12 protein-coding genes, 2 pseudogenes and 1 other annotated feature (1 of these 15 only partly in view) are annotated in these 22,015 nt (G+C 60.6%); of the genes and pseudogenes, 2 read left to right on the top strand and 12 right to left on the bottom strand.

The window, feature by feature from the left end; translation table 11 throughout:
- Positions 1-34 precede the first annotated feature (34 nt).
- The 12 genes and pseudogenes from A0257_11460 to A0257_11405 form a co-directional block, all read right to left on the bottom strand.
- A complete protein-coding gene (locus tag A0257_11460) occupies positions 35-1,687 on the bottom strand; it encodes a TldD protein (GenBank protein ID AMR27650.1) in 1,653 nt (550 codons plus the stop codon).
- Positions 1,688-1,882: 195 nt separating this feature from the next.
- Entirely contained in the window at positions 1,883-3,991 is a 2,109-nt protein-coding gene (locus A0257_11455; protein AMR27649.1) for a hypothetical protein, read from the bottom strand.
- A 33-nt stretch (positions 3,992-4,024) separates the two neighbouring features.
- A complete protein-coding gene (locus A0257_11450; protein AMR27648.1) occupies positions 4,025-4,591 on the bottom strand; it encodes a hypothetical protein in 567 nt (188 codons plus the stop codon).
- Positions 4,592-4,826: 235 nt separating this feature from the next.
- On the bottom strand, positions 4,827-5,609 hold the full coding sequence (locus A0257_11445; GenBank protein AMR27647.1) for a hypothetical protein: 783 nt from the start codon (positions 5,607-5,609) through the stop codon (positions 4,827-4,829).
- Positions 5,610-5,611: 2 nt separating this feature from the next.
- Positions 5,612-6,829, bottom strand: coding sequence for a hypothetical protein (locus A0257_11440; GenBank protein AMR27646.1), 1,218 nt, complete (start codon positions 6,827-6,829; stop codon positions 5,612-5,614).
- A gap of 293 nt (positions 6,830-7,122) precedes the next feature.
- Positions 7,123-7,850, bottom strand: a pseudogene (locus A0257_11435) (DNA-binding response regulator).
- A gap of 200 nt (positions 7,851-8,050) precedes the next feature.
- A complete protein-coding gene (locus A0257_11430; protein ID AMR27645.1) occupies positions 8,051-9,103 on the bottom strand; it encodes a hypothetical protein in 1,053 nt (350 codons plus the stop codon).
- A 48-nt stretch (positions 9,104-9,151) separates the two neighbouring features.
- Positions 9,152-9,841 carry a hypothetical protein gene (locus tag A0257_11425; GenBank protein AMR27644.1) on the bottom strand — a complete coding sequence of 230 codons (690 nt, stop codon included), beginning with the start codon at positions 9,839-9,841 and terminating at the stop codon, positions 9,152-9,154.
- Between the two features lie 249 nt (positions 9,842-10,090).
- Positions 10,091-13,423 (bottom strand): annotated as a pseudogene (locus tag A0257_11420) (peptidase S41).
- Positions 13,424-13,569: 146 nt separating this feature from the next.
- Positions 13,570-14,385 carry an AraC family transcriptional regulator gene (locus A0257_11415; GenBank protein AMR27643.1) on the bottom strand — a complete coding sequence of 272 codons (816 nt, stop codon included), beginning with the start codon at positions 14,383-14,385 and terminating at the stop codon, positions 13,570-13,572.
- A gap of 141 nt (positions 14,386-14,526) precedes the next feature.
- Positions 14,527-15,564 carry a 3-beta hydroxysteroid dehydrogenase gene (locus tag A0257_11410; GenBank protein ID AMR27642.1) on the bottom strand — a complete coding sequence of 346 codons (1,038 nt, stop codon included), beginning with the start codon at positions 15,562-15,564 and terminating at the stop codon, positions 14,527-14,529.
- A 203-nt stretch (positions 15,565-15,767) separates the two neighbouring features.
- Entirely contained in the window at positions 15,768-18,836 is a 3,069-nt protein-coding gene (locus A0257_11405) for a hypothetical protein (GenBank protein AMR27641.1), read from the bottom strand.
- Between the two features lie 295 nt (positions 18,837-19,131).
- On the opposite strand from A0257_11405, the gene A0257_11400 reads away from it, so the two are divergent.
- The gene (locus A0257_11400; protein ID AMR27640.1) at positions 19,132-20,400 is read left to right on the top strand and encodes a hypothetical protein; all 1,269 of its coding nucleotides are present in this window, start codon (positions 19,132-19,134) and stop codon (positions 20,398-20,400) included.
- A 21-nt stretch (positions 20,401-20,421) separates the two neighbouring features.
- Entirely contained in the window at positions 20,422-21,789 is a 1,368-nt protein-coding gene (locus A0257_11395; protein ID AMR27639.1) for a hypothetical protein, read from the top strand.
- 208 nt (positions 21,790-21,997) lie between these two features.
- Positions 21,998-22,015, top strand: a binding site (SAM riboswitch class I) (it continues 91 nt past the right edge of the window).

The following is a 22,015-nucleotide window of genomic DNA, read 5'->3' as shown; positions in this document are numbered from 1 at the left end:
CACTTCGCTTTGCTCGCAATGACAAACGATTTTGCTACCCAATCTTGCGGGCCGTATTAATCACATTGACTGCGTTAAACCGTGAGCTGGCCGAGCCGTGGCTCACGGCCGACACCTGCGAAGGCTGGCCCTTGCCATCGAAGAACGAGCCGAACATTCGGTAGTCCGAGGCGTCGCACACGGCCACGCACGAGTTCCAGAATTCCTGAGTATTAGCCTGGTAAGCCACATCATCGAGCATTTCGGTGATTTTGCCCTTCTCGATGGCGTAGAATACCTGGCCGCCAAACTGAAAGTTATAGCGCTGCTGGTCAATGGAGTACGAGCCACGGCCGGCGATGTAGATGCCTTTGTCCACGCCGCTTATCATGTCGTCCACGCTCATTTTGGCGGTGCCGGGGCGCAGGCTCACGTTGGGCATGCGCTGAAACTGCACCGCATCCCAGGAGTCGGCGTAGCAGCAGCCGTCGGAGGCATCCTGGCCCACGATGTGCGCCTGGTCGCGAATCTTCTCGTAGTCAATGAGTTTGCCCTGGTCGATGAGCGTCCACTCCTTGGTTTTTACGCCTTCATCGTCCCAGCCCACCGCGCCCAGCGAGCCGGGTTGCAGCTTGTCGGCCACGATGGTTATCTGCTTCGAGCCGTACGGAATGTTCTTCTTGCGCCACTCCAGCGTAGCGAAGCTGGTGCCGGCGTAGTTGGCCTCGTAGCCCAGCACGCGGTCCAGCTCCAAGGGGTGGCCGATGCTCTCGTGAATGGTGAGGCCCAGGTGGTTAGGGTCCAGCACGAGGTCGTATTTGCCGGCCAGCACTGAGGTGGCGGTGAGCTTGGCCTTGGCCTGGCGGGCGGCCAGGGTGGCATCTTCCAGGATGTCGTAGCTGTTGCGGTAGCCGATGAGGCCGGTGCCGGCGGGGCCGGCCACTTTGTCGGCAGCGAGGGGGGTAAGGTACTCGTAGCCCAGGCCCATTGGCGAGCTGAGCGCGTCGCGGGTCTTGAACTTGCCGCTGGCCCGGTCGATGGCCGTGACCGAAAACGTGGGCCAGATGCGGTGAATATCCTGGTCGATGTATGAGCCGTCGGTGCTGGCGAAGTACTTCTGCTCATTCACCTGAAACAGGCTGGAATTGACGAAGTTAGCGCCGTTGGCGAGCGCCGACGCGTTGGCGGCCAGCAGCAGGTCGGCCTTTTGGGCCACGGGCACCTCAAAGGCATTTTGCTTGATGGGCGTGCGCCAGCTTACCTCGCCGTAGCCCTTTTGCGGAGCCAGCTGCACCGGCTCCTTCTGGGTTTTGGCGTTGGCCTTGGCCATTGCCACGGCCAGCTGCGCGGCTTTGGTCAGGCCCTTGTCGCTCACGTCGTTGGTGGCCCCAAAGCCCCAGCTGCCGTTGGCAATCACGCGCACGCCGGCCCCGAAGCTCTCGCCGCTGGCGATGTTCTGCACCTGTTTTTCGCGGGTAAAAATACTCTGGTTGAGGTAGCGGCCGATGCGCACGTCGGCGTAGCTGGCGCCGGCGGCCTTCGCCGCGTTCAGGGCCGCGTCGGCGAGGCGCTTTTTCTGGGCCACGTCGAGGCCGGGCTCCAACAGGCGAGCGGGGTCCACGAGGGTGCCGCCCAGGCCGGGAAAGTGGGGTAGGAGCAGGGCTCCGGTCGCCAGGCCGGTAAGGCCTACAAAGTCACGTCGTTTCAATCCAGGAAGAAATTAAAGGCAGTGGGCAGAAAATCAGCCGGCAAGATGCAGCTTTTTCCTGAAAAAGACATAGCCGCCCGCCCAGCGTTGCAGCGGTTGGTGGGGTAGGGGACTTTTAATTGGCGAGTAGTAACGAAAAAAGGCTCCGCCGTGACGGCGGAGCCTTTTCAAAATTAATGGCAAGATTGCAGCCGGTTAATGTGCCACCTGGATGTGCTCAGTCGCTACATCTTTCCCGTGGCCCGTGCGCAGGTGGTAGAGGCCGTTGGGCAGGTCGCGCACGTTGAGCACGGCTTGGCCCCGTGCGCTGCGCTGCGTTTTAACCGGCCGGCCGTAGCTGTCGTAGAGCGTCGTTTCGAACGCGAGGCTATCAGTGGTGGTGGCGGTCAGCAGGCGGGCGGAAGCACCGGCCGGCTGGTCGGGGTCAGTAGCCGTCACTAATAGCTCGTCGCTCACCGGGTTGGGCGCGGAGCGGTAGTAATACACGCTGCGGGGGGCAAACACAAAACTGGTGGCCAGCGCGCAGGGCGAGCCGGGGGCCGATACGTTGATTTGCACGCCCTGCCCCGGCGGCAGGTAAAAAGACGTGGAGCGGCCAGAGTAGCTGTTGAGGGGGATGGCCGGTGAGCTGGAAAAGGTGAAATTGGCGGCCTCGTTCAAAAACAGGCTAATCTGCCCGCCCGTCACGAACTGCACGGTTTGCAGGGTCTGGCCGCTGCTGACGCCGCCGCCGTAGAAGTAGCCGCTGGGCTCGGTGCCCACCCGCACGGTTTTGGTCACGCTCGGCACGCAGGCTCCGGGCAGGGTGCCCGTGACGGTGCCCTGTCCCGCTGCCCCCGCCGCCCCCGCTGTAAACAGCTGGCTGCCGTAACTGGAGCTGTTGGTGAATAAGCCAGCCGGGGTAGCCGCCCACACCAGCGTCGTATTAGATTGGAACAAAGCCGTTTGGGAGCATACCTGGTCGGGGCCGATTAAAGATGGATTGATTACGGTCGGCACCTGCGTCACGCTCGGGTCCGTCGTCAGCCAGTCCGAGAGCCGCGTTTGTGGGGTGCCGCCCCCGGTCCAGGAGAGGTCAAAGCGACCGTAGTCGCCATCGTGCTTCACGCAGTAATCGCGGGTATCATTAGTTGCATCACCGTACAATTGTCCGACCACTAGATGATTTTGGTCAAACAGCGCTGCGCCCGATGAACCGGGCTGCGTAGTACCGACCGCAAAGTCGGCGTGCCAATAATTAGATAAAAAGGGTTGCACACCGCTTGGCGCAAGCGAAATCTTCATTACGTCACCCGCTGCGTGGTGCAAGCTAGCCGCACTGGTAGCCGGAGTGACTGCGCGGTTCCAGCCCACGTAAGCAATGGGGCTGCCAGTTGGCGGACGCTGATTAAGCCTGAGTAGCGCAAAATCAGTAGGCTGGTAAGAAGCAACTATCTGCGCGCCTGAGAATGAAATATAATTAGTTGGTTCGGCTCCGGCGCAGGTAGGACTCTTATACTGAAAGCGAAATACCATTCTGTTCGCGTCCATGCCATTTACGCTGTGATAAGCGGTTAAAAAATTAGAAGTCAAGCTCTTGCAGTTATCATTCAGTAACGTGCCGGTAGAATACTGACCATTAGGCAGGAGTATTAAAGCAACAGCATTGGACTCTGTTTGCCAATCACGGCCGGCCGAACAGTTGATATCCACGTTGCAGGGGGCTGATTGCCCATAACCAGCATAGGGCTGGCCGGGTAAGTCTTGGTAGCCATGCACTACCTGGTCGGCGTGCAACACGCTTTTCCCCTGGAATGTAGCCGGCTCAAATAACTCAAACGTTACCGTTTCACCCTTGAGCAGGTCAGTAGCGAACACGCTGGCCACCGTATTTTGAGTAGAGTCAATAGGACCAATCGCCATGCTATGGTCAGCATTGTAGAGGTATAGCTCGGCTCCCGGCGGTAAGTAAAATTTATCAAAGAAGAAATTGAGCGACGTGGCCCCCGGCGAGGTCAGCGCCAGTTGCCACCGCCGCCCGCCCGCGGCCGGTTCCCAGCGGCCCGCTGCCAGTAGGTTGAGCGCCAGCGGCGTTGGTTTGCCAAAATGGGGTAGGGCTCCCCGACGGGTCTTGCGTTGGTCTTCTTTGAGAAGAGCCGTGACGTCAGGGGCTTTGAGCCGCAGAACAGGCGGGGTGTCTTGGGCGGAGACGGCCAAGCGCGCCGCTAGCCGTTCCTGATTCGCAATGCTTCGCGTGGGCACCTGCGCTATGGCGACCCGCCCGAGTAGCGCCAGTAAGATACTTACTAAGTAGCTGTTTTTCATTGGAAAAGAGGAAAAGAAATAAAAGAAATAAGCTTACTGCACGTCAAACTCCCGCACCATAGTTGGCGGGGCGGTTTCGGTAGTGGTCACCCCGTCCTGATACCAGACGAACGACGTGGAGAAGGAAGCATAATAATGGCCTTTCGGTAGCGCAGTAGTGGCCGTGTGTGTACAAAATGGCTCGTTCTCAAAAGGGTTAGTGGGCTTGGTTGGCTCTAACCACTTGATGGTGAATTGCAAGGCGTCGTGCGCGGGTACTGGATGAGGCCCTCCCACATAATTCACGCACAGGCCATTATAAGGCCGGCCCACCAATTGAGGAACGCCTTTGGTGAAACTATAGATGCTCGGCAGACCCTGGTAATCTAGGTTCCGAAGGTCAGTGAGCAGGAACATTGTCTGGTCCGTATTATTCCGCGCCTCAAAGTGAAAAATAATATTCTGATTCGGCGCGAAAACGCTGGTTTCCTGACCTTGCTCGTTGAGTAGTTGAAAGGAAAAAACCAATGGCTCGGTGGGAGTTGCCTCTTTTTTATGGCAGCCCGTCAGGCCGCCGAATAGGATGCAGAAAATAAGCCCAAAATTGAGGTAAGTCTTCATAAACAATGGTTTACTAAATTGAAAACAAGGGTATGATTGGTCAAACCTTCGTTCGGTTCGGAGCATGAGTTGGTAATTCCTAGCAACCGTAGGACGATGATGAACCCGGAAAATAGAATGCTTTGCTGACGTGGCAGTCCCATGCCGGGCCGACTATCAAGAACTGACGCAAATGACGACAGGCAGCTAGCCGACCCGGTTTTTGAAACTCAACTTGCCGGAACAAGCTGCACCGCTAGTAAGGTAGTTGCTCCCGGCCAGCGGCCGGTTGCGGCTTGGCCTTGTACAGTAGGATACCCGCCGTGAATAGCCCCTGCCTGATTTGCTGCCGGTATCCGTACGTGCCACCGTCGAAGGTGAAGCGACGCGTATAAGGGGTCAGGCTCTGCTCTATGCGCAGGTTGAAGTCAAAGCGGCCGAACGTGACCCCTACCCCCAACTGAGCTAGGGCCTGAGTTGTGATAACGCTTTCGGTGAGACTATTGCTGATTTTGGCCCCAGCAGGATAATCAGTTGGGTCTACTACCAACGGCACCTCGTGTTCATTGAAAGCTAACACTGGGCCAAGCAACACGTAGGTATGGCGGCCCGTGTGCAATCCTCCTAGGCCAGCTATTTCCCAGCGCCGTATGTGGTGAGCAAAGGGAAAGTAAGAAGCTCCGTACCGGGAGGATAAGCCATACAGAACAAGGTAGCGTTGCCCCTCAGTAGCTGTGTAGCCAACCTCTGGCTGCACAAAAAAGCGCGACTGCTTCACCCTGAACCGGGCAAACGCGGCTAGCCGGTAGCCAATATCATCATATTTAGACCCATCTCCGTTGGTAGCAATGGCGTAGTCGGAAGGCAGAAGAATCGTCTCCGGCGTAGCCAGCGTTTGGGTAACGTTAAAGCTTACCGCTACCCCAATAGCTTCTAGGTGCTGACCGTAGCTGGGCAACCTTGGTAGCAGACTAGCCAGCAGGAATACCAGCCAGGTCCGGTAGCTAACCCGACTGGCAAGCGAATAGACCCCAGCCATGTTTATGGACGATTTGCGAGGGTATACCGAAACTCATAGCCACCACCACTTCCATTTGTGTAATACCCTTTCGTAGGGCACTGGTCGAAGAAGACGATGCCATTGGAAACCATATCGTCGTGGTTAGCAATCTTAAAAGTGACCTCAGCCGAGCCAGTTACCCCGCTATGCATGTAGCTTATGCTTAACTTGACATCTGCAATATCTCCGTAATCCTCCTCCGTAAAAATGAAGCCCACGGCTTCTCCTACGAACTGCTTTTGCCAGAAATATAAGTCTGCGTCGCAGTTGTAGGTAGCCTCAATGGTTTTTCGGCCCATTGTGTACCTGGAATCGCGAATAGTACCACTCAAGGTCCCTGCTGCCCCCGACGGAATAACTGCCTGGAGCCGCATCTCAGGGTCACCCAGAAACCAGGACTCATACTCGCTCACATCCGCCATCCACATGCTGGTTAAATACTCCGTCTGCTTATCCGTACGGCAGGTCGCGTAATACTGCGGTGGGGTACTGGGCGGGGTAGGAGGATAGGGGTAATACGGGTCGCCGGGATAATTGGGGTCATCGGCCGGCACCCTATTGGTAGTGCTCTGGCCACTAGCCGCCCCCTTACCCGGCCCGAAATTCTCGCTCGTGAGGGCGGTACCCCTAACCCGCTCGCTGGGACCGATGACCACTACCGGGTAGTCCGGGGCCTGTTTCGCGTCGAGCAAGTGTACTTGCCCATCTTTATCGTAGGCTTGCAGGGGCTTAGTGTAGGTTTTCTCGTCGAAGTCGGCCGGGATGAATAGCACCAGCGGAGCATAAGTGGCGGCATCCCACTTGTTGATGTTGACTGGCACCGAAATGTTGAGGTTGGGTACGTGGGCCAGCACGTCGGCCATGCCCGTCAGGGCCTGGCCGGTGGGGCTCTGCGCCACCAGCTCGTCCATGCGCTGCCCGAAGGCCGGCTTGAGGGTGGTGAAGGCCCGGTAGAGCACATCGTAGTCGCCATCGAACTGCTTGAGGGCTTCCGCCTTCAGCAACTGCCGGTAGGCGGCCTCGGTGCCCAGGGTGTGGGCCAGGGCCTTGGCTACGGTGGCCAGCTCCTGGTTGGTCTGGGTAACGGCGGATGGCGCACCGGGCACCACCTGGTCGCGGTTACAGCTCATAACGCTGGCGGCCAGCGCGGCGGCCGTCAGAATCGCCCGGAGCCGGCGGGGGGGGGGAAGCATTTTCATAAATAAAGGAAGAGGATTGAAATGGCTAGACCTAGCGGCCTTTATTAACCGCTAGCCTTTGCTTGTTTCAAAACTAGACATTTATTTTTGATGAACCTATTATGAAGAGAAAAATTATTGTGAGTAAAGAGCAAAAAATGGCCTGATGGTCAGCTACGTTGAGAAAAATATTTTAACCTGAGCTGGAATAATGTTTTTTGTTAGTAGAGTCACGGCAGGGGTCCACGTCGTAAGTGACCTTGCGCGTCGCTACGGCCTGCATGTTACCCAAAAGTTGCCTAAAGCAGCCCTGCCTACCCTTTCTCCCGAATCAGCCGAAAAAACTCCTCGCGGTACGTGTCGCCCACCACGATTTCTTCCTGGCCCACGTGCAACGTGTGGCCATCCACCAGCCGCAGGTGGTCGAGCGAGATGATGAACGACTTATGCACCCGCACGAACGGCGGCTGCGGCAGCTGCGCGGCTAGCTCGCGCAGGGTGAGGTAGGTGATGATGCGCTGCCCCGGCACCACGATGGACACGTAATTCTTCAGCCCCTGAATGTAGAGAATATCCGCGTAGTTAAGCTTGAGGTACTTGTTCTTGCTGTCGCCCTTCACAAAGAGGTAGTCGGACGCGGCCGGCGCGCTTGGCGCGGGCGGGGGGGTAGGGCGGGCGGCGCAGCGGCGGGTAGCAGCGCCTGCGCCTTTTGCACGGCGCGCACGAAGCGGTCGAAGGCAATGGGCTTGAGTAGGTAGTCCACCACGTCGTGCTCGTAGCCTTCCAGCGCGTACTCGGGGTAGGCGGTGGTGAGGATGACCTTGCAGCGGTTGCCGCAGATTTTCAGGAATTGCAGGCCCGTCAACTCCGGCATCTGGATGTCGAGAAACACCAGGTCGGCGCGGCCTTCCTGCACCCATTGCAGAGCTTCGAGCGGGTTGGTAGTGGTGCCGGCCAGCGTCAGGCCCGGCAGCTTCTGAATGTAGCTGGCCAGCAGCCGGGTGGCAAAAGCCTCGTCGTCAACGGCAATACAGCGCAGCATGGGGGTAGGGGAATTACGAATTAGAAATTACGAATTAAAGGAACGGGTCATGCTGAGCGAAGCGGAGCGTAGTCGAAGCATCTCTACCGCTTCATCCGCGCTGGTCAACGATTCGGTAGAGATGCTTCCTTCGTCAGCATGACCGTTTTTTCAGGGCTAAGTAAAAACGGGGCGCGCAAAAAACGGTAGTCCCCGCCGTGCTATAAGCTCAATTCCAGCTCAGCGGTATAAGTAATTCCATCATCCTGCACGCGCAGCGAATGGCGGCCGGGGTAGAGCAGCGCCAGCCGCCGCCGGATATTGGGCAGGCCCACGCCGGTGGTGGCATCCTTCTGGTGCTGGTTGATGCGGTTATGCACCCGGAAGGCCAGCCGGCCGGGCGCGGGCAGCGCGAGTTGAATCTCCACCGGATGCGCCGCCTGGTTCACGACCCCGTGTTTGAGCGCGTTTTCCACGAACGGGATGAGCAGCAGCGTGGCCACCCGCTGCCCGCCGGGGGGTAGGCCGGTGTGCTTGAAGTTGACGAAGAAATTCTCCTCGAAGCGCAGCCGGTGCAGGGCCAGGTAATTCTCTACGTACTCGATTTCCTTGCTCAGGTCCACCTGGCCATCGGGGCTGTCGTGCAGCAGGTAGCGCATGAGGTCGGAGAGGCGCAGCACCGCCGCGGCCAGCGGCTCCGACACGGGGTAGGCCGTGGCGTAGAGGTAGTTAAGGGTATTATAGAGAAAGTGCGGGTTTATCTGCGAGCGCAAAAACGCCAGCTCAGCCTGCGTTTTTTCCTGCTCCAAGACGTGCAGAAGCAACTGGTTTTCGCGCTCCTTTTCGCGCACGAAGGCATCGCGCACCAGCACCGCCGCCCCGGCCAGCACGATGGTGGGGGGTAGGAAGTAGGCGTTATCCTGCAAATAATGAAGTAGCGTGGTGCTGGGACTGTAGTTACTAAAGCCAAACAGCCGGGGTAGCAGCAATTCGTCCAGCAGGTAGCGGCTGGCCGCGAACACCAGCGGCGTGCCCAGCAGCCCTAGCACTAGCACCGGCCAGCGCCCCGGCCGCAGCCCTCGCCCGAATACGAACAGGTAGCAGTAGTAAAACAAACTCATGGTAGCCAGCCAAGAAGTGAACTTGAACAGCAGCAGCTTATCCAGCACGACAGCTTGCTGTTTGCTGATGTTGACGGTGGTGAAGAACAGGTCGTAGCCAACTATCAGCCCCCAGCCCAGCACCTGGTAGAGGACGATGCGATTTCGGTTCATGGGTAGAAAGTAGGCTTATGGCAGCGACTCAGGCGGCTTTTCCGCAAGCTAGGCTACCGGGCGGCCCAGGGTGAATAGGCCGCGGTACGTCAGGCCCAAGCTCACTAGCACCAGGGTCGTCCAGGCCGTAATCAGCAGTGGAGAGCCCAGCATCCAGTACGTGGCCAGAAAGCCACCGGCCAGCAGCGAGTTCAGGCCGCCCAGCACCACGATAAACAATAGTAAGGTCGGCAGTAGAAAGAAGCCTAGGAAAATCCAGATGCGCCCCCGCGGTTGCAGCGCGGCGTATGCGCGCACCAGCGGCGGCACCGTGGCGAGCAATACCACCGCCCCGCCCAGCGCCCAAGCCAGATGATAGGGCATTACCTTACTCAGTGCGTACACCTCATCGTTGCTGCCCATAAAAACCGCTCCCAGGATGCGGGCAAACGGGATATTGGCGAAAATCAGCGCGAAACCCAGCGACCGCCGCCCCGCCGAGTGGCGCGGGGCCAGCCAAAAGTAGCCAACCCACATGAGGGCGAAGCTGAACAGCGGGCCGGACAGCGTGGCGGCTAAGTTTTGCAGCGGCTTATGGGCGCAGGCATCGCACAGGCTCCAGACGTTGAAATCGCGGGTGCCCCAGCAGCCGCACAGTAGCCGGCCCAGGCCGGTATGCACCAGTTCGTGGGCTTCCCCACATAAGAAGAGCAGCGCAGCGACCGCCGCCAGCGACCGCCAGGTAAGAGTGATTTTCATGGGGTAGGGAGGGGATAAAGTGGTCCGTATGGCCAGCCAAAGGTGTTGGGCGGCCTACCATCCCCAAAATTTATTATCCCAACCCCCCGAAATGTATCCCCAACGCCCGCCCGGCCCGGACGACCGCCGACCCTAATCCGCCTGTGGCGTTGGGTCGGCGTTGGCGTAACGTTCGGCTGGGTTGGGATGATAAAATTTCGAGGGGGTAGGGCGGCCCGACACCTTTGCCGCATCACTTTCCCACTGCCGCTACTTCCCCACCTCCGCCAACAGCTCTTTCACCGCCGCGTCGAGCTGCGCGTCGCGGCCGGTGTAGCTCTCGCCGATGGGCCGCACCACCGGGATGTCCACCGGGCGGGGGTTCATTTCCATGATGTTGCCGTCGCGCACGGCGCGGATGGTGCTGGTGGGCAGGCGCAGGGTCGAGCCGTCGAGCAGAGCCGTGCCGGAGGTGAAGATTATCCAGCCGCCGGTGGGCTCACCCACGATTTTACCCAGCTTCGAGGCCCGGTAGCCTTCGCTAAAGTCCTCGGCATCAGAGAGCGAATGCTGGTTGGTGACGAGCACCGTGGGGCGCTCCAGGCTGCGCTGGCCCAGGGCGCTGCGGGCGGGCACGGGGGTCGTCATGGTGCGGTTGGCCATCGTGAGGTAGCTGCGGCGGGCCAGCACGTCGATGGCGTACACGTTCACGAAGCCGCCGTTGTTGTTGCGCACGTCCACCACCACGCCGTCGCGGCTCATGTTTTCGGCATCGAGGTCAAGGTAAAGCTGCGCCAGCGCGGCGGCGCTCATGTCGAACATATGCACGTAGCCGAGCCGGCCGCCGCTGGCCTGCGCCACGTAGGCGCGGCGCTCCTCCACCCACTGCCGGTAGTCGAGGGCCTTCTCAATGTCGCGGCTCAGCGGGCGCACCACCACGTCGCGTTCCTTTTTATCAGCCAAAACCCGCAGGGTAGTGCGGCGGCCCACCTGGTATTGCAGCAGCTCATCGAGGTTGGCGGTACCCGAAATCGGCTGGCCGTTCACGGCCAGCAGCTCGTCGCCGGGCTGGAGGCCGGCCAGCGCGGCCGCGCCCAGCGGCAGCACGCTGGTTAGGCGCAGGCGGCCATTCTGCTCGTACTCTGCGGCATCGAAGCGCAGGCCCAGACGGCCGGTGGCGGGGGCCACGGTGCCGGGCGGCGCGGGGGCCGGCCCCATGCCCGAGTGCGAAGCGTTCAGCTCGCCAATCATCAAATTGGTGAGGCGGCGCGCCTCGTCCGGGGTGCGCGCCCCGGCGAGGTAGGGGGCAAATTTTTCGTGCTGCGCCGGCCAGTCGGTGCCGTTGAAGTTCGCGTCGTTGAAAAAATCGCGCAGGTAGCTCCAGGCTTCGTCAAAGACCACCATTTTCTCCTGCTCGAAATCCACGTCCATTTCGGCGGTTACGGCCACGGCGCGGGCAGCGGGGCCTTTGGCCTCCACCGGCACCACCTGAATGTGGCCCTGGTCCAGGAAAAATACCTCCTTGCTATCGGGCGAAAACTGCGCCTCGCCCTTGCTGCCGGCCGTGGCCGTGAGCTGCCGCGCCGTGGCCGGCTCCTTGCTCAGCTCATCGAGCGGGTAAATGTATAAGTTGGTCTGGTTCAAGACCCTGGCCGTGAGCAGCAGCCACTTGCCATCGGGGCTGATGCTCTGCGCGCGCACGTCCACGCCCACCGGCACCAGGCTCAGCCGCCGCCGAATATCCTCAAAATTGATATTGACCGGCGCCTTGGCGGGGGTAGCGCCGGCCAGAGCTGCGCCTTTCTTGCCCTTCTTCTGGCGGGCCGAAGTTTTGCCCCGCGCCGAGTCGGCCCTGGCCGCTGGCAGGGGGGTAGGGGCCGTAGGCTTTGTGGGAGTCAGGGGCGGGCTTTGGTTTTTTTCGGGCGAAATCGGTCCCGGCACCGTCTCCTTGAACAAGTCCCGGAACTGGTCCTCGCGGAAGCGTGGCGTGCGCAACTGCAAATCGATGCGCGCCACCTGCGCATCCTCGGTGCGCTGGCCGGTGTCGAAGAGCAGGTATTTCCCATCGGGGCTCCAGCTCAGCGTGTTGCTGTTCGAATTCGCCAAAAAGCTGACCGGCCGCGCCGCGCCGCCCGCCGCGGGCACCACCTGCACATTAGTGAAGCCCCGCGCGCCGGTGGGTGCAAAAGCCAGCCAGCGCCCATCGGGCGACCACGCGAAGGAGCGCTCCGCGCTCAGTGGCGGCCGGCCGAAGCGCCCGGTGGCCGCCACCCGCTCCTGCTTGGCGGCCAGGTCCAGGATGCGCAATTCCTTCGCGTCGCGCTCGAAGGCCAGCAATTTCCCATCGGGCGAAAAGCGCGGCTCGGCGTCGCTCACCGCCGCGTTGGTGAGGCGGGTTTCCTGGCCGGTAGCGAAAGTGTAGCTGTACAAGTGGTTAGCGCCGTCGCGGGCCGAGCCGTACACCAGCCGGCGGCTGTCGGGAGCCCAGGCCAGGCCGGTTTCGGCGGCCGTGGTGGTGGTGAGGCGGGTCGCGTCGCCGCCGTCGGCGGCCGAAGCGGCGAATACCTCGCCATGCACGATGAAGGCCACTTTCTTGCCATCGGGCGAGAGTGCCAGCTCCTACAAGCGGTCGGTGAAGCGCCGCCGCTCCACGCCGGGGCTGGCCGGCGCGCCCCGCTGCTGAATCCGCACCGGCTGCGTCAGCCCGCTCTCGGTGTTCAGGGTCCAAATCCCGAAATCGCGCTCAAACACGAGGAGCTTGCCATCGGCCGAGGCGCTGGGCCACAGCACCCTACCCCCCTTAAACTGCGTGACCGGCCGCGCCGCGCCGCCGCTCACGGCCACGGTCCAGATGTTTTCCGGCCCGCCCTGGTCCGAGGTGAAAAACAGGTTTTGGCCCCCTACCCCCCACATCGGCCACAGCGCCTTGCTACCCCCCTGGGTGAGGCCGGTGTACACGGGCCCGGTTTTGCCCGCCCGCCGCAGCCAGATTTCGGACTCGTCCAAATGGCTGTGGCCGTGCCGCCACCACTGGTTGGAGGCGATGCCGCGGGCGGCGAAGGCCAGCGTCTGGCCGTCGGGACTGGGCGCGGCGAAAAACTCGTTGGCGTAGCGGTCGGCCGAAACGGGGGTAGGCGTGCCGCCGCCTACCGGCACGCGGTAGATGTCGTTCATGCCCGCGATGTCGCGGCTGGTGCTCGAATAATAGAGGTATTTCCCATCGGCCGCCCAGCCGTCGAGCTGGTCCAGCCCGTCGTCAAACGTCAGCCGCTTCAGCTCGCCGGTGGCGAAGGTGAGCAGGTAAATATCGCCGTTGCCGCTGCGCGTGGAGATGAAAGCCAGCGACTTACCATCGGGCGCGTACAGGGGCCGGCTCTCGGTGGCGGGGTGGGCCACCAGCAGCCGGGCCTCGCCCCCGCCCACCGGCACCGTCCAAATATCGCCGCCCGACACGAAGGCAATCTCCTGCCGGTCGGGCGAGATGCCTGGCTCCGAAAAGGAGGGTAGGGCGGCGGGCGGCGCGGCCAGCGCTGGCGCGGCGGCCAGCAGCAGGGCGGCTAGGCCAGCCAAGCGGTGGTTTCGGGGGAAAGTAAAGAAGGGCATGGGCGGTGGCGCAAGGGGGTAGGGGCAGGGCCGCCGCAAAGTAGAAGGAAAAGCAGTAAATGTTGCACTGGCGCAACTGGCCGCGCAAAAATTGGCTGCGCGAAGCAGCAATGATTCTGTTTAAATTAATTATCGCCAGATAAAAACTACTGATTGCTATGCACGTTTTCTGCTAGTGTGGTCGGGGTGCGCCCAAAAAGCTTTCTGAATGCGAATGAAAAGTGCGACAGATTCTCAAATCCTAAGTCCAGATAAATATCAGTCGGTTTTCTATTTTTCTTCTCAATAAGAAAATACGCTTCCTGCAAGCGCTTCTGCACCAGCCAGCGATTAGGCGTTTTATGGAATATTTTTTGAAAATCCCGCTTGAATGCGGATAAGCTACGGCCGGTCAAAAAAGCAAAATGCTGAACGCTTACATTAAAAATATAATTCTTATTCATGAATTCCTCTAAATTTACTTTGCCAGGAATGTCATAGGTAAAGAATATTCCGGCGAGTTCGGGCTGAATCTGTAATAAAATAATCAGTAGCTCCTCGTATTTTACGGTAGCAAATGCCTCGTTTATTCGACCTGAGTTATCAAGATAAGGTTTAAGCGAACAGGTAAAATCAGGGATTATTTTGTTTTTTGGAATGCTAACAAAAGTGTCGTCAGGATTAAAATAACTTGGCTGAATGTTATGGTTTTCTTGAAAAGTTTTGAGAAATGATTCCTCAAAGCAAATGACTACCCGCTCAAATTCGGGGTTTTCTCTGTCGTAGCGTACCAACTGGTTTTTGCGCACTAGGCAATAGTCGTCAGCTTGCAGAGTATAGCTTTTATTGCCGTCGTGCGCACGTAATTCCCCCTTTGTGACATACACAAAAACGTGGTCTGGGACGAAATGCTCCGGCGAAATTTCGACCTTGGCCGGCTGAGCGTTCGGCCCAATGGCGCTTACTTCTTTTTTCGCGTCCATTTTTTAGTCATTCTAAAAATAGGAAAGCCTCTAGCGATAGGAGCTTTCATTAGGGTGGTGAGTAGTAAAAGAAACGGCGAAAGGATTTTGATAAGCACGACCTTGGGAGCATCGACTATAAGCTGACGAATAACTGCGCGTTTACTTCACAATCTTATATTCCAGAAGGCTCCGCATCGCGGCCAGAACGGCTTCCTGATTATTTGCAATCGGCGTCCAGCTCAGGATTTCGCGGGCTTTCGCGTTGCTCACATTGCGGCTTACTTGCAAAAGCATGGCCGCCGTTTTTGCTTGCGCATTGAATAGGGATGCTACCCGCACGACCCAGGCGGGCACCGTTTTGGTGGAAACCTGCTGCGTAGCTGCGGGAAACTGCTCCCGCAACAGCCGCGCAATTTCCGGCATGGAAATCTGCCCGCCGGCCGAGGCGATGAAGCGCTGCCCGCTTGCGCCGGGAGCCGTCATGGCGCGCAGGTGCAAATCGGCCACGTCGCGCACGTCCACCACGTTTAAGGCAATGGGCGGCACGGCCTTGAGGGAGCCGTCCAGCAAGTGCTGAAGGATGCCGAAGCTGCCGGAGACGTGCGTGCCCAGCGACGGACCCAAAATAGCCACGGGGTTGATGACGCTCAGTTCCAGGCTGCCGTCTTCTTGCCCGATAAACTTCCAGGCGGCCCGCTCGGCCAGCACTTTCGATTTTTCATAGGTGGAGAGGCCTTTCAGGGCCGGGTCCGTCCAGTCGGCTTCGGTGGTTTCGGTCCGGCTATTGGTGTGGCTGAAGCCCACTGCGCCGAAGCTCGACGTCAGCACCACGCGCTTCACGCCCGCGTCGCGCGCCGCCCGCAGCACCCGTAGCGTGCCTTCCACCGCGGGTTTTAGCTGCTCGTTTTCGTCCTTGGGAGGCGTGAAGAAAATGGGGGAGGCCACGTGCAGCACGTAGGCGCAGCCCCGCGCGGCCTCGTCCCAATTCGCGTCGCTGGTCAGGTCCGCTGCCACGAAGGCCAGGTTGTCCAGCGTCGTGCTGCCGTTGGCCCGGAGCGTTTCTAGCACCTCATTTTTCCTGCTTAATGAGCGAACGGTAGTTTTGACGGGGTAGCCCTTTTCCAGCAGTTGCAAGATGCAATACAGGCCCACAAAGCCGGTGCCACCCGTTACTAAGACTGTTTCTGACGTTTTCATGGTCTACAAATTATGTGCTGCAAAATTCGGCCTTTAAACGCCTTGGTGGCTTTGTTGAAAAGTCCAAATTTAGTGTGTTGAAAGGTCCAAATGCTGAGTAGGGCCTAGCGGCTGGTCTGCCCACCGTACCTGTCAGCGGGTAATAAAAAAGCGCCCCGACCAACCGGCCGGGGCGCTTTCAAAATAAGCTGACTACAAAGCCTTTACAGCTTCTGAAAACGGCTCACGTAGGTTTGCTGCTGGCCTACCACGCGCACCACGTAGAGGCCGGCGCTGAGGCCGCCCACGCGCTGCGCGAGCTGCTGGTTGAGCTGCGCCGCCGAGCCGGTGCCGCTGAGCACCACCTGGCCGGTAGTCGTGTACACGCTCAGGCTGAGGCCGTTGCCGGTTTCGGGGATGTCGAAGCGCACGGTGTTGGTCACCGGGTTGGGATAGAGGCCCAGCGCGGCGGTGGCGGCGCGGCGGGCGGCCAGGGGGGTAGCACTCAGCGAGTAGCGCGTGTACACCGGGTAGTGGTCGGAAGTGGTGGTGCCGTAGTTAGCGATGCCGGCGGCCAGGTCGGTGCGCACGGCGGCCGAGCCGCTGATGTAGTAGGCGGCCATCGGCTTGCTGGCAATCACGTTGTCAATCACCGTGTTGAAGCTCACCGTGGACTGCGCCCCGGACTTAGCCAGCGGCAGGGTCAGGGCCACGTAATTGGCCGAGTCGGCCACGAAGGAATTATACGACGACACGGCCGGGGTTACGCCCGTGGCGATGGTGCCGTTCAGCACGTCGTTGTAGTCGCCCAGCACCAGTGTATTAGCGCCCATGTAGCTCGTGTCGAGCAGGCTCTTGAGCAGGTCGGCTCCTTGCTGGCGGCGGGCGTAGTCGTTGGGCGAGGTAGCCGTGGCGTTGGCTTTGGCGTGAATGCCCACGAAGTTGATGCGCTTGGTTACGCCATCCAGCGTCACGTCGGCGGCCATCAGGTAGGGGAAGCGGCCCGAGGCCCAGGCGCTCCAGGCCGGGCAGGCGACGGCCTGCGTGCAGCGTAGCAGTCCCTGAAACAGCACCGGCTTCACCACATTCTTGCGGTAGATAAAGGTAACTTTTTGGTCGCCGGGGTAGTCCGGGTCGTTCGCGTCATCGCCATACGAGCCAAAATCAGCGATTTTGTAGCCGTAAGCCGTGCCCAGCCGGGTCGAGAGGTCGGCCGCCACGTTGCGCAGGCGCACCGTGTCCACCACTTCTTCCAGCACGTACACGTCGGCCGCCAGGCCCTGGAGCACGGTCGTGGCGTTGGCCTGCTGCAAGGCCACGTCGGTCGGCCCCTGGCCCGCGGCCGTCGAGCCAAACCACTCCATGTTCCAGTTCGCCACTTCCAGCGTCTTGGCCATATCGTAGGTGTTGCCGCTCAGCTTCACGGTCAGCGGGGCCACGCCGGGGGTAGTGACGGTGATGGCCGCGGCGTAGCTCGCGGTGGCCTGGGTAGGCAGGAAGCGCACGAAGATGGGCAGCTGCTTATTGTTGGCCTCCGCCTGGGTATAGGTCAGCGAGGGGCTGAAATTCAGGCTGTCTTTGCCAAGCTGAAAGCTCGCGTTGGCCGAAATCACCGTCAGCGTGCCGGTCAGGTTGCTGGTCGTCAGCGTGATTTTTTTATACGCCGCCGTGTTCACCGGCTGGTAGCCGAAATTGAGGTCATTCAGGCTGAGGCGCACGGTGGGCGAAGCGGGCGTGGCCGAGTTGGTCAGCACCACGTCGTCCACGGTCCAGCGGGCGGCCGCGTTGGTAGTCGAATTATACACGAACGCCACGTACACAGTGCCCGTCTTGTAGCCGCTCAGGTCCAGGAAGTTATTCTGCCACACGTCGGAGCCCTGAGTGGGGAAGGTCGCGTTGAGGTCGGTCCAGGTCACGCCGCTGGCGTGCGGGTCGCCGGTGCCCGTGTAGGTGGTCGAAACCAGCAGGCGCAGCGCCGGGCCATTGAAAGCTGTGCGGGTCCAGTACGAAAGCAGGGGGTAGGTGGTGCTGGCCAGCGTTAGGGCGGGCGAAATCAGCCAGTCCTCATTGGCTATATTACTGCTGGCATAGCCGTTCATCTGCACGGCGTTGGGGTAGGCGACGGTGCCGCTGGGGTTGCCGGGGTCGCGGCCGAAAGTGGTGCAGGCCCAGGTTTGCGGGCCGGTCACGCTGTACTGCATCCAGCCATCGGAGAGGGTAGCGCCGCCGGTGCAGGCGTTGAAATCATACACCGTCTGGGTCGGGTCGTTGCCGGTGCCGGTCAGCGTCACGGTGCGGTTGGTGGCCCCCGTGCTGCGGTTGGTCACCGTGCCCGTAGTCGCCCCGCTCGTCTGGCCCAGCGCGATGGGCGTGAAACGCACGGATACCTGCACCGGCTGCGCCAGCTCAGCCACGGCGTACACCAGGCTGTCGCTGAACGTAATCCCATCCTTCGACACCATAAATATGCCACCGCTGCTGCGCACCGTCACCGGGTTGGTCAGGTTGGTGCCGGTCAGGGTGTAGGTTTTAGCGGCCGAAGGCTGATTAATCGTCTGCTTGCCAAAATCCAGCGCGCTGGGCGCTACGGCCAGGGTAGGGGCGCTGGCGTTGGCGTTCCAGCTCAGCGAAAAGTCGTCAATGGCCGACGATGGGCGACTGCCCCCGCCCGTGGTGCCAGCCGGGGCTACGATGCGAATCCAGACCGGCCCGGCCAGGTTGTCGAGCGCCCCGCCAAAGCTGGCCGTCAGGGTCGTAGTAGAAAAAACCGGCCCGGTCGTGGCCGTGGAGCCTACCTGGGTAAAAGCCGAGGGCGTGGCCCCCAAGCCATAATCCACCTGCCACACGGTGGTGCGGCCGGTGGCAGCGGTCGTCATAATCGTGCTGTCCAGCGATTGGAGCTTAAAGCTGAGCGCGAAATCCCTCTTGCCGGTTGTGTTAGCCAGCTGAAACACGAAAGCCGGCCCCACGTTGGTGCCGTCGCCGAAGCTGCCGGTCTGGCGCACGCCCAGGGCGCGGTTGGTGGCCGCCGTTTGCGTGGCCACGTCGGCACTGCTGTGCCGGCCGGTAGCCGAGGCGAAGTTCTTGAAGCCCGTGCCCGTGGCTGCCCACGCCGTGGCCGCGCCAGGGGTCAGAATGAGCTGCGCGGCCGTGGGGGCCGTGCCCAGGCTGGTGGCCGTGGCCGCCGTATAGACGCTGAAGCCGGCGGGCAGGCCGCTGGCCAGGTTGTCAAAATTCTCCGTGTAGGGGCTAGTGCCGAGCGTGGCCTGGGCGTGCGCGCCCACTGCGGTCAAAGCCAGTCCTACCGAGTAAGCGAGGAGTCGTTTCAGCATATGGAAAGGAAAAAAGTGAAGAAAAAGTGAACATGAAAACTACATGACGGCGGCAAAATTACTAGCATATCCGCTAAATCAAGGTCACGCCAATGTTTCTAAACGAATTAGTTAGCTAAAATGCATCCGCCGCCGCTACGCCGCAATGACCGCGCGGGGCGGGGGTAGGGAATAAATGGTCGGCGTGCCGAGTAGTGATTGGAAAAATAGCGGTACATTTAGCCCCCAAATCCCCCACCTACTTATTTTGCATTCTATGCAAGTCAAATCATTACTCCTCGCGGGCGGCGCGTTGCTGGCGGCCACGTCAGGCGCACTGGCCAGCGGCTTTCAGGTTGGCCTGACCGGCGCCAAAAACGTCGGCATGGGCGGCACGGGCACCGGCCTCTACCTCGACCAGGCCTCGCAGTTCTTCAATCCGGGTGCGTTCGCGTTTGCCCCCGTTGGTTTTCAGGGCGGGGTGAATATGGCTATTCCACGCATTTCGTTCCGGCCCGCCACGGGCGACCAGGGCCAGCGTACCCTGCAAAATACCAACGTGTTTCCGTTTAGCGGCTTCGTCGGCTTCGGGCCTAAGGAGGGCAAGTGGCGGCTGGGCGCGGGCGTGTACACGCCCTTCGGCAGCGAGCTGCACTATGCCCAGGGCTGGGAAGGTCGCTACGCGCTCACCGACATTAATCTGCGCTCGGTGTTCGTGCAGGCTACGGCTGCCTACGCCATCACGCCGCAGCTGGCCGTGGGCGCGGGCCTGGTGATGCTGGCCGTGGGCGATGTGGACCTGCAGCGCGACGTGCCCGTGCAGGGCCAGGGCAATGCCCAGCCGCTGCACGCGCAGCTCACCGGCAAGGCCGACCACAAGCTGGGCTACAACCTGGGCCTCATGTTTAAGCCCAGCGACAAGCTGAGCGTGGGCCTGAGCTACCGCTCGGCCATCGATGCGCACGTGGCCAGCGGCGACGTTACGCTCACCAACGTGCCCGCCTCGGCGGCCGGCAGCTTCACGGCCAAGAATTTTGACGTGACCCTACCCCTGCCCGACGTGTACAGCTTCGGCATCGGCGTGCAGCCCAACGAGAAGCTGCTCATTGCCTTCGATGCCAACCTCGTGGGTTGGAGCCGCTACCAGTCGCTCGACTTTACCTATTCGGGCGGCGTGCTCGGCGGCCAGGCGACTTCTACTTCCAAGCGGCAGTACCAGGATGCGCTGGCGTTCCGCCTCGGCGGCCAGTATAAGGTGACCGATAAATTTACGGTGCGGGCCGGCACGTTCTACGACATGAGCGCGGTGCGCGACGGCTTCGTGACGCCCGAAACGCCCGACGCGGACCGCATTGGCGTCACGGCGGGCTTCACCTACGCCATCACCGGCCGCTTCGGCATTGATGGCTCGTTTCTGTTCGAAGACTTCATGCAGCGCAGCCAGAGCCAGGACGACCTCATCAGCAATGGCACCACCGACCGCGTGGCCGGCACCTACAAGACGACCATCGCCGTGCCCGGCGTGCAGCTGTACGTGAAATTCTAAGCCCGTCTTACTCCCATTCAAATGACTACTTCATTCGTTATCAACAAGGTAGGCCGGCCGGCGCTGGCGCTGCTGGGCCTGGGCCTCGGGCTGGCCGGCTGCCAAACCAACATCGACGGGCCATCGGCCTCGCCGGGCTCGCTCGACTTCACCAGCTACGTGGCCGTGGGCAACTCGCTCACCGCGGGCTACACCGACGGCGGCCTCTACAACTCGGCGCAGGCCACGTCCTACCCCGCCCTGCTGGCCCAGCAGTTTGGCAAAACCGGCAAAGGTCCGACCGCTTTCGTGCAGCCTGCCTTTTCGGCCGGCAAGGCCGATGGCTCGGGCTATATTAAGCTGCTGGCCGCCAACGGCGCGCTGGGGCCGGTGGTGCCCTCGGCGGCCAACCAGTTTCTGGGTGAGCAGGTGGCCTACACGGGCTCGGCGCTGCCCAGCGGCCAGGCCCAGCTCGAGGCCTATTCAGGGTCGCAGCCCGACAACCTGGGCGTACCGGGCATCTCGGTGCTCAGCAGCCTCTCGGCCCTCACGGGCGGGCTGGCGCCTTACGGGGTTATCAACCCGTTTTATGAGCGCCTGCTGACGGCGGCCGAAAAGCCGACCAAGGACTATGTAACCTACATTGGCCAGAAAACGCCCACCTTCTTCACTTGCTGGATGGGCAACAACGACGTGCTGACTTACGCCACGGCCGGCGGGGTAGTAGCGGCTACGAACCCCTTCAGCAACCTCACCGACACCACGCGCTTCGGCATTGGCTACCGGGCTATTCTGACCACTATCACTAAAAATGGCACGGTGAAGGGAGCCGTAGCCAATATCCCGAACGTGACGGGGATACCGTATTTCACGACTGTCACGGTGGCGGCCGTATTAGCAGCATATAAAGCTGCCGGCCTGCCCGTCACGGCCATTTACATTCAACCAGGAACTGGTACTACGGCGGCTACGGCGCGGGCGGCTACCTCAGCCGACTTGCTCACGCTAACGGCGCAGGCGTATATCGCCGGCCACCCTGGTGTCGGCACTTCGCCCGCCAACGCCATTCCCAGCGACTATGTACTTGACGCCACCGAAATAGCGGCCGTAGTGGCCCGTACAACCCAGCTGAATGCCATTATTGCCAAAACTGCCCTGCGCTTCAAGGTGCCCGTGGTAGATATGAATGCTTTCTTCACCAGCGTGGCCATCAACGGGGTGGTTACCAACGCGGTGAGTAATACGGCCACTTTTGCAACCGGCAATATCTTCGGGCTCGATGGCGTGCATCCTACCCCCCGCGGCTACGCCGTTATCGCCAATGAGTGGATTCGGGTTATCAATGCCAGCTACGGCTCCTCCGTACCGGGCGTGAACCCCAATGACTACCGCGGCGTGCTCCTGCCATAAGGCGCCATGTTCTCCAATCAAAAGCGCCTTCCACTCGGGAGGCGCTTTTTTTGTGAATAATGTAGGGTAAGCTTTAGCTTGCCCCCAAGGGTAAGCCTGACAGGCGGCAAGTTTTATGCACGCGTTTCAGGGTTTAAAATCCTTGAGCGGAAGAGCGGCCAGCTAAAGCTTACCCTATACTGCGGCTCTTGGTGTATCTTCGCCCTTGCTGCTATCCAGAAAGACC

It is taken from the genome of Hymenobacter psoromatis, assembly GCA_001596155.1.
GTDB lineage: Bacteria > Bacteroidota > Bacteroidia > Cytophagales > Hymenobacteraceae > Hymenobacter.
This window is presented reverse-complemented; position numbering and strand designations above follow the sequence as displayed.

What these genes read in the sequence shown, in the direction of transcription:
- A0257_11455 (AMR27649.1), bottom strand. Translation starts at nt 3,991, where the DNA reads ATGAAAAACAGCTACTTAGTAAGTATCTTACTGGCGCTACTCGGGCGG.
- A0257_11430 (AMR27645.1), bottom strand. Translation starts at nt 9,103, where the DNA reads ATGAACCGAAATCGCATCGTCCTCTACCAGGTGCTGGGCTGGGGGCTG.
- A0257_11440 (AMR27646.1), bottom strand. Translation starts at nt 6,829, where the DNA reads ATGAAAATGCTTCCCCCCCCCCGCCGGCTCCGGGCGATTCTGACGGCC.
- A0257_11400 (AMR27640.1), top strand. Translation starts at nt 19,132, where the DNA reads ATGCAAGTCAAATCATTACTCCTCGCGGGCGGCGCGTTGCTGGCGGCC.
- A0257_11450 (AMR27648.1), bottom strand. Translation starts at nt 4,591, where the DNA reads ATGAAGACTTACCTCAATTTTGGGCTTATTTTCTGCATCCTATTCGGC.
- A0257_11445 (AMR27647.1), bottom strand. Translation starts at nt 5,609, where the DNA reads ATGGCTGGGGTCTATTCGCTTGCCAGTCGGGTTAGCTACCGGACCTGG.
- A0257_11395 (AMR27639.1), top strand. Translation starts at nt 20,422, where the DNA reads ATGACTACTTCATTCGTTATCAACAAGGTAGGCCGGCCGGCGCTGGCG.
- A0257_11415 (AMR27643.1), bottom strand. Translation starts at nt 14,385, where the DNA reads ATGGACGCGAAAAAAGAAGTAAGCGCCATTGGGCCGAACGCTCAGCCG.
- A0257_11425 (AMR27644.1), bottom strand. Translation starts at nt 9,841, where the DNA reads ATGAAAATCACTCTTACCTGGCGGTCGCTGGCGGCGGTCGCTGCGCTG.
- A0257_11410 (AMR27642.1), bottom strand. Translation starts at nt 15,564, where the DNA reads ATGAAAACGTCAGAAACAGTCTTAGTAACGGGTGGCACCGGCTTTGTG.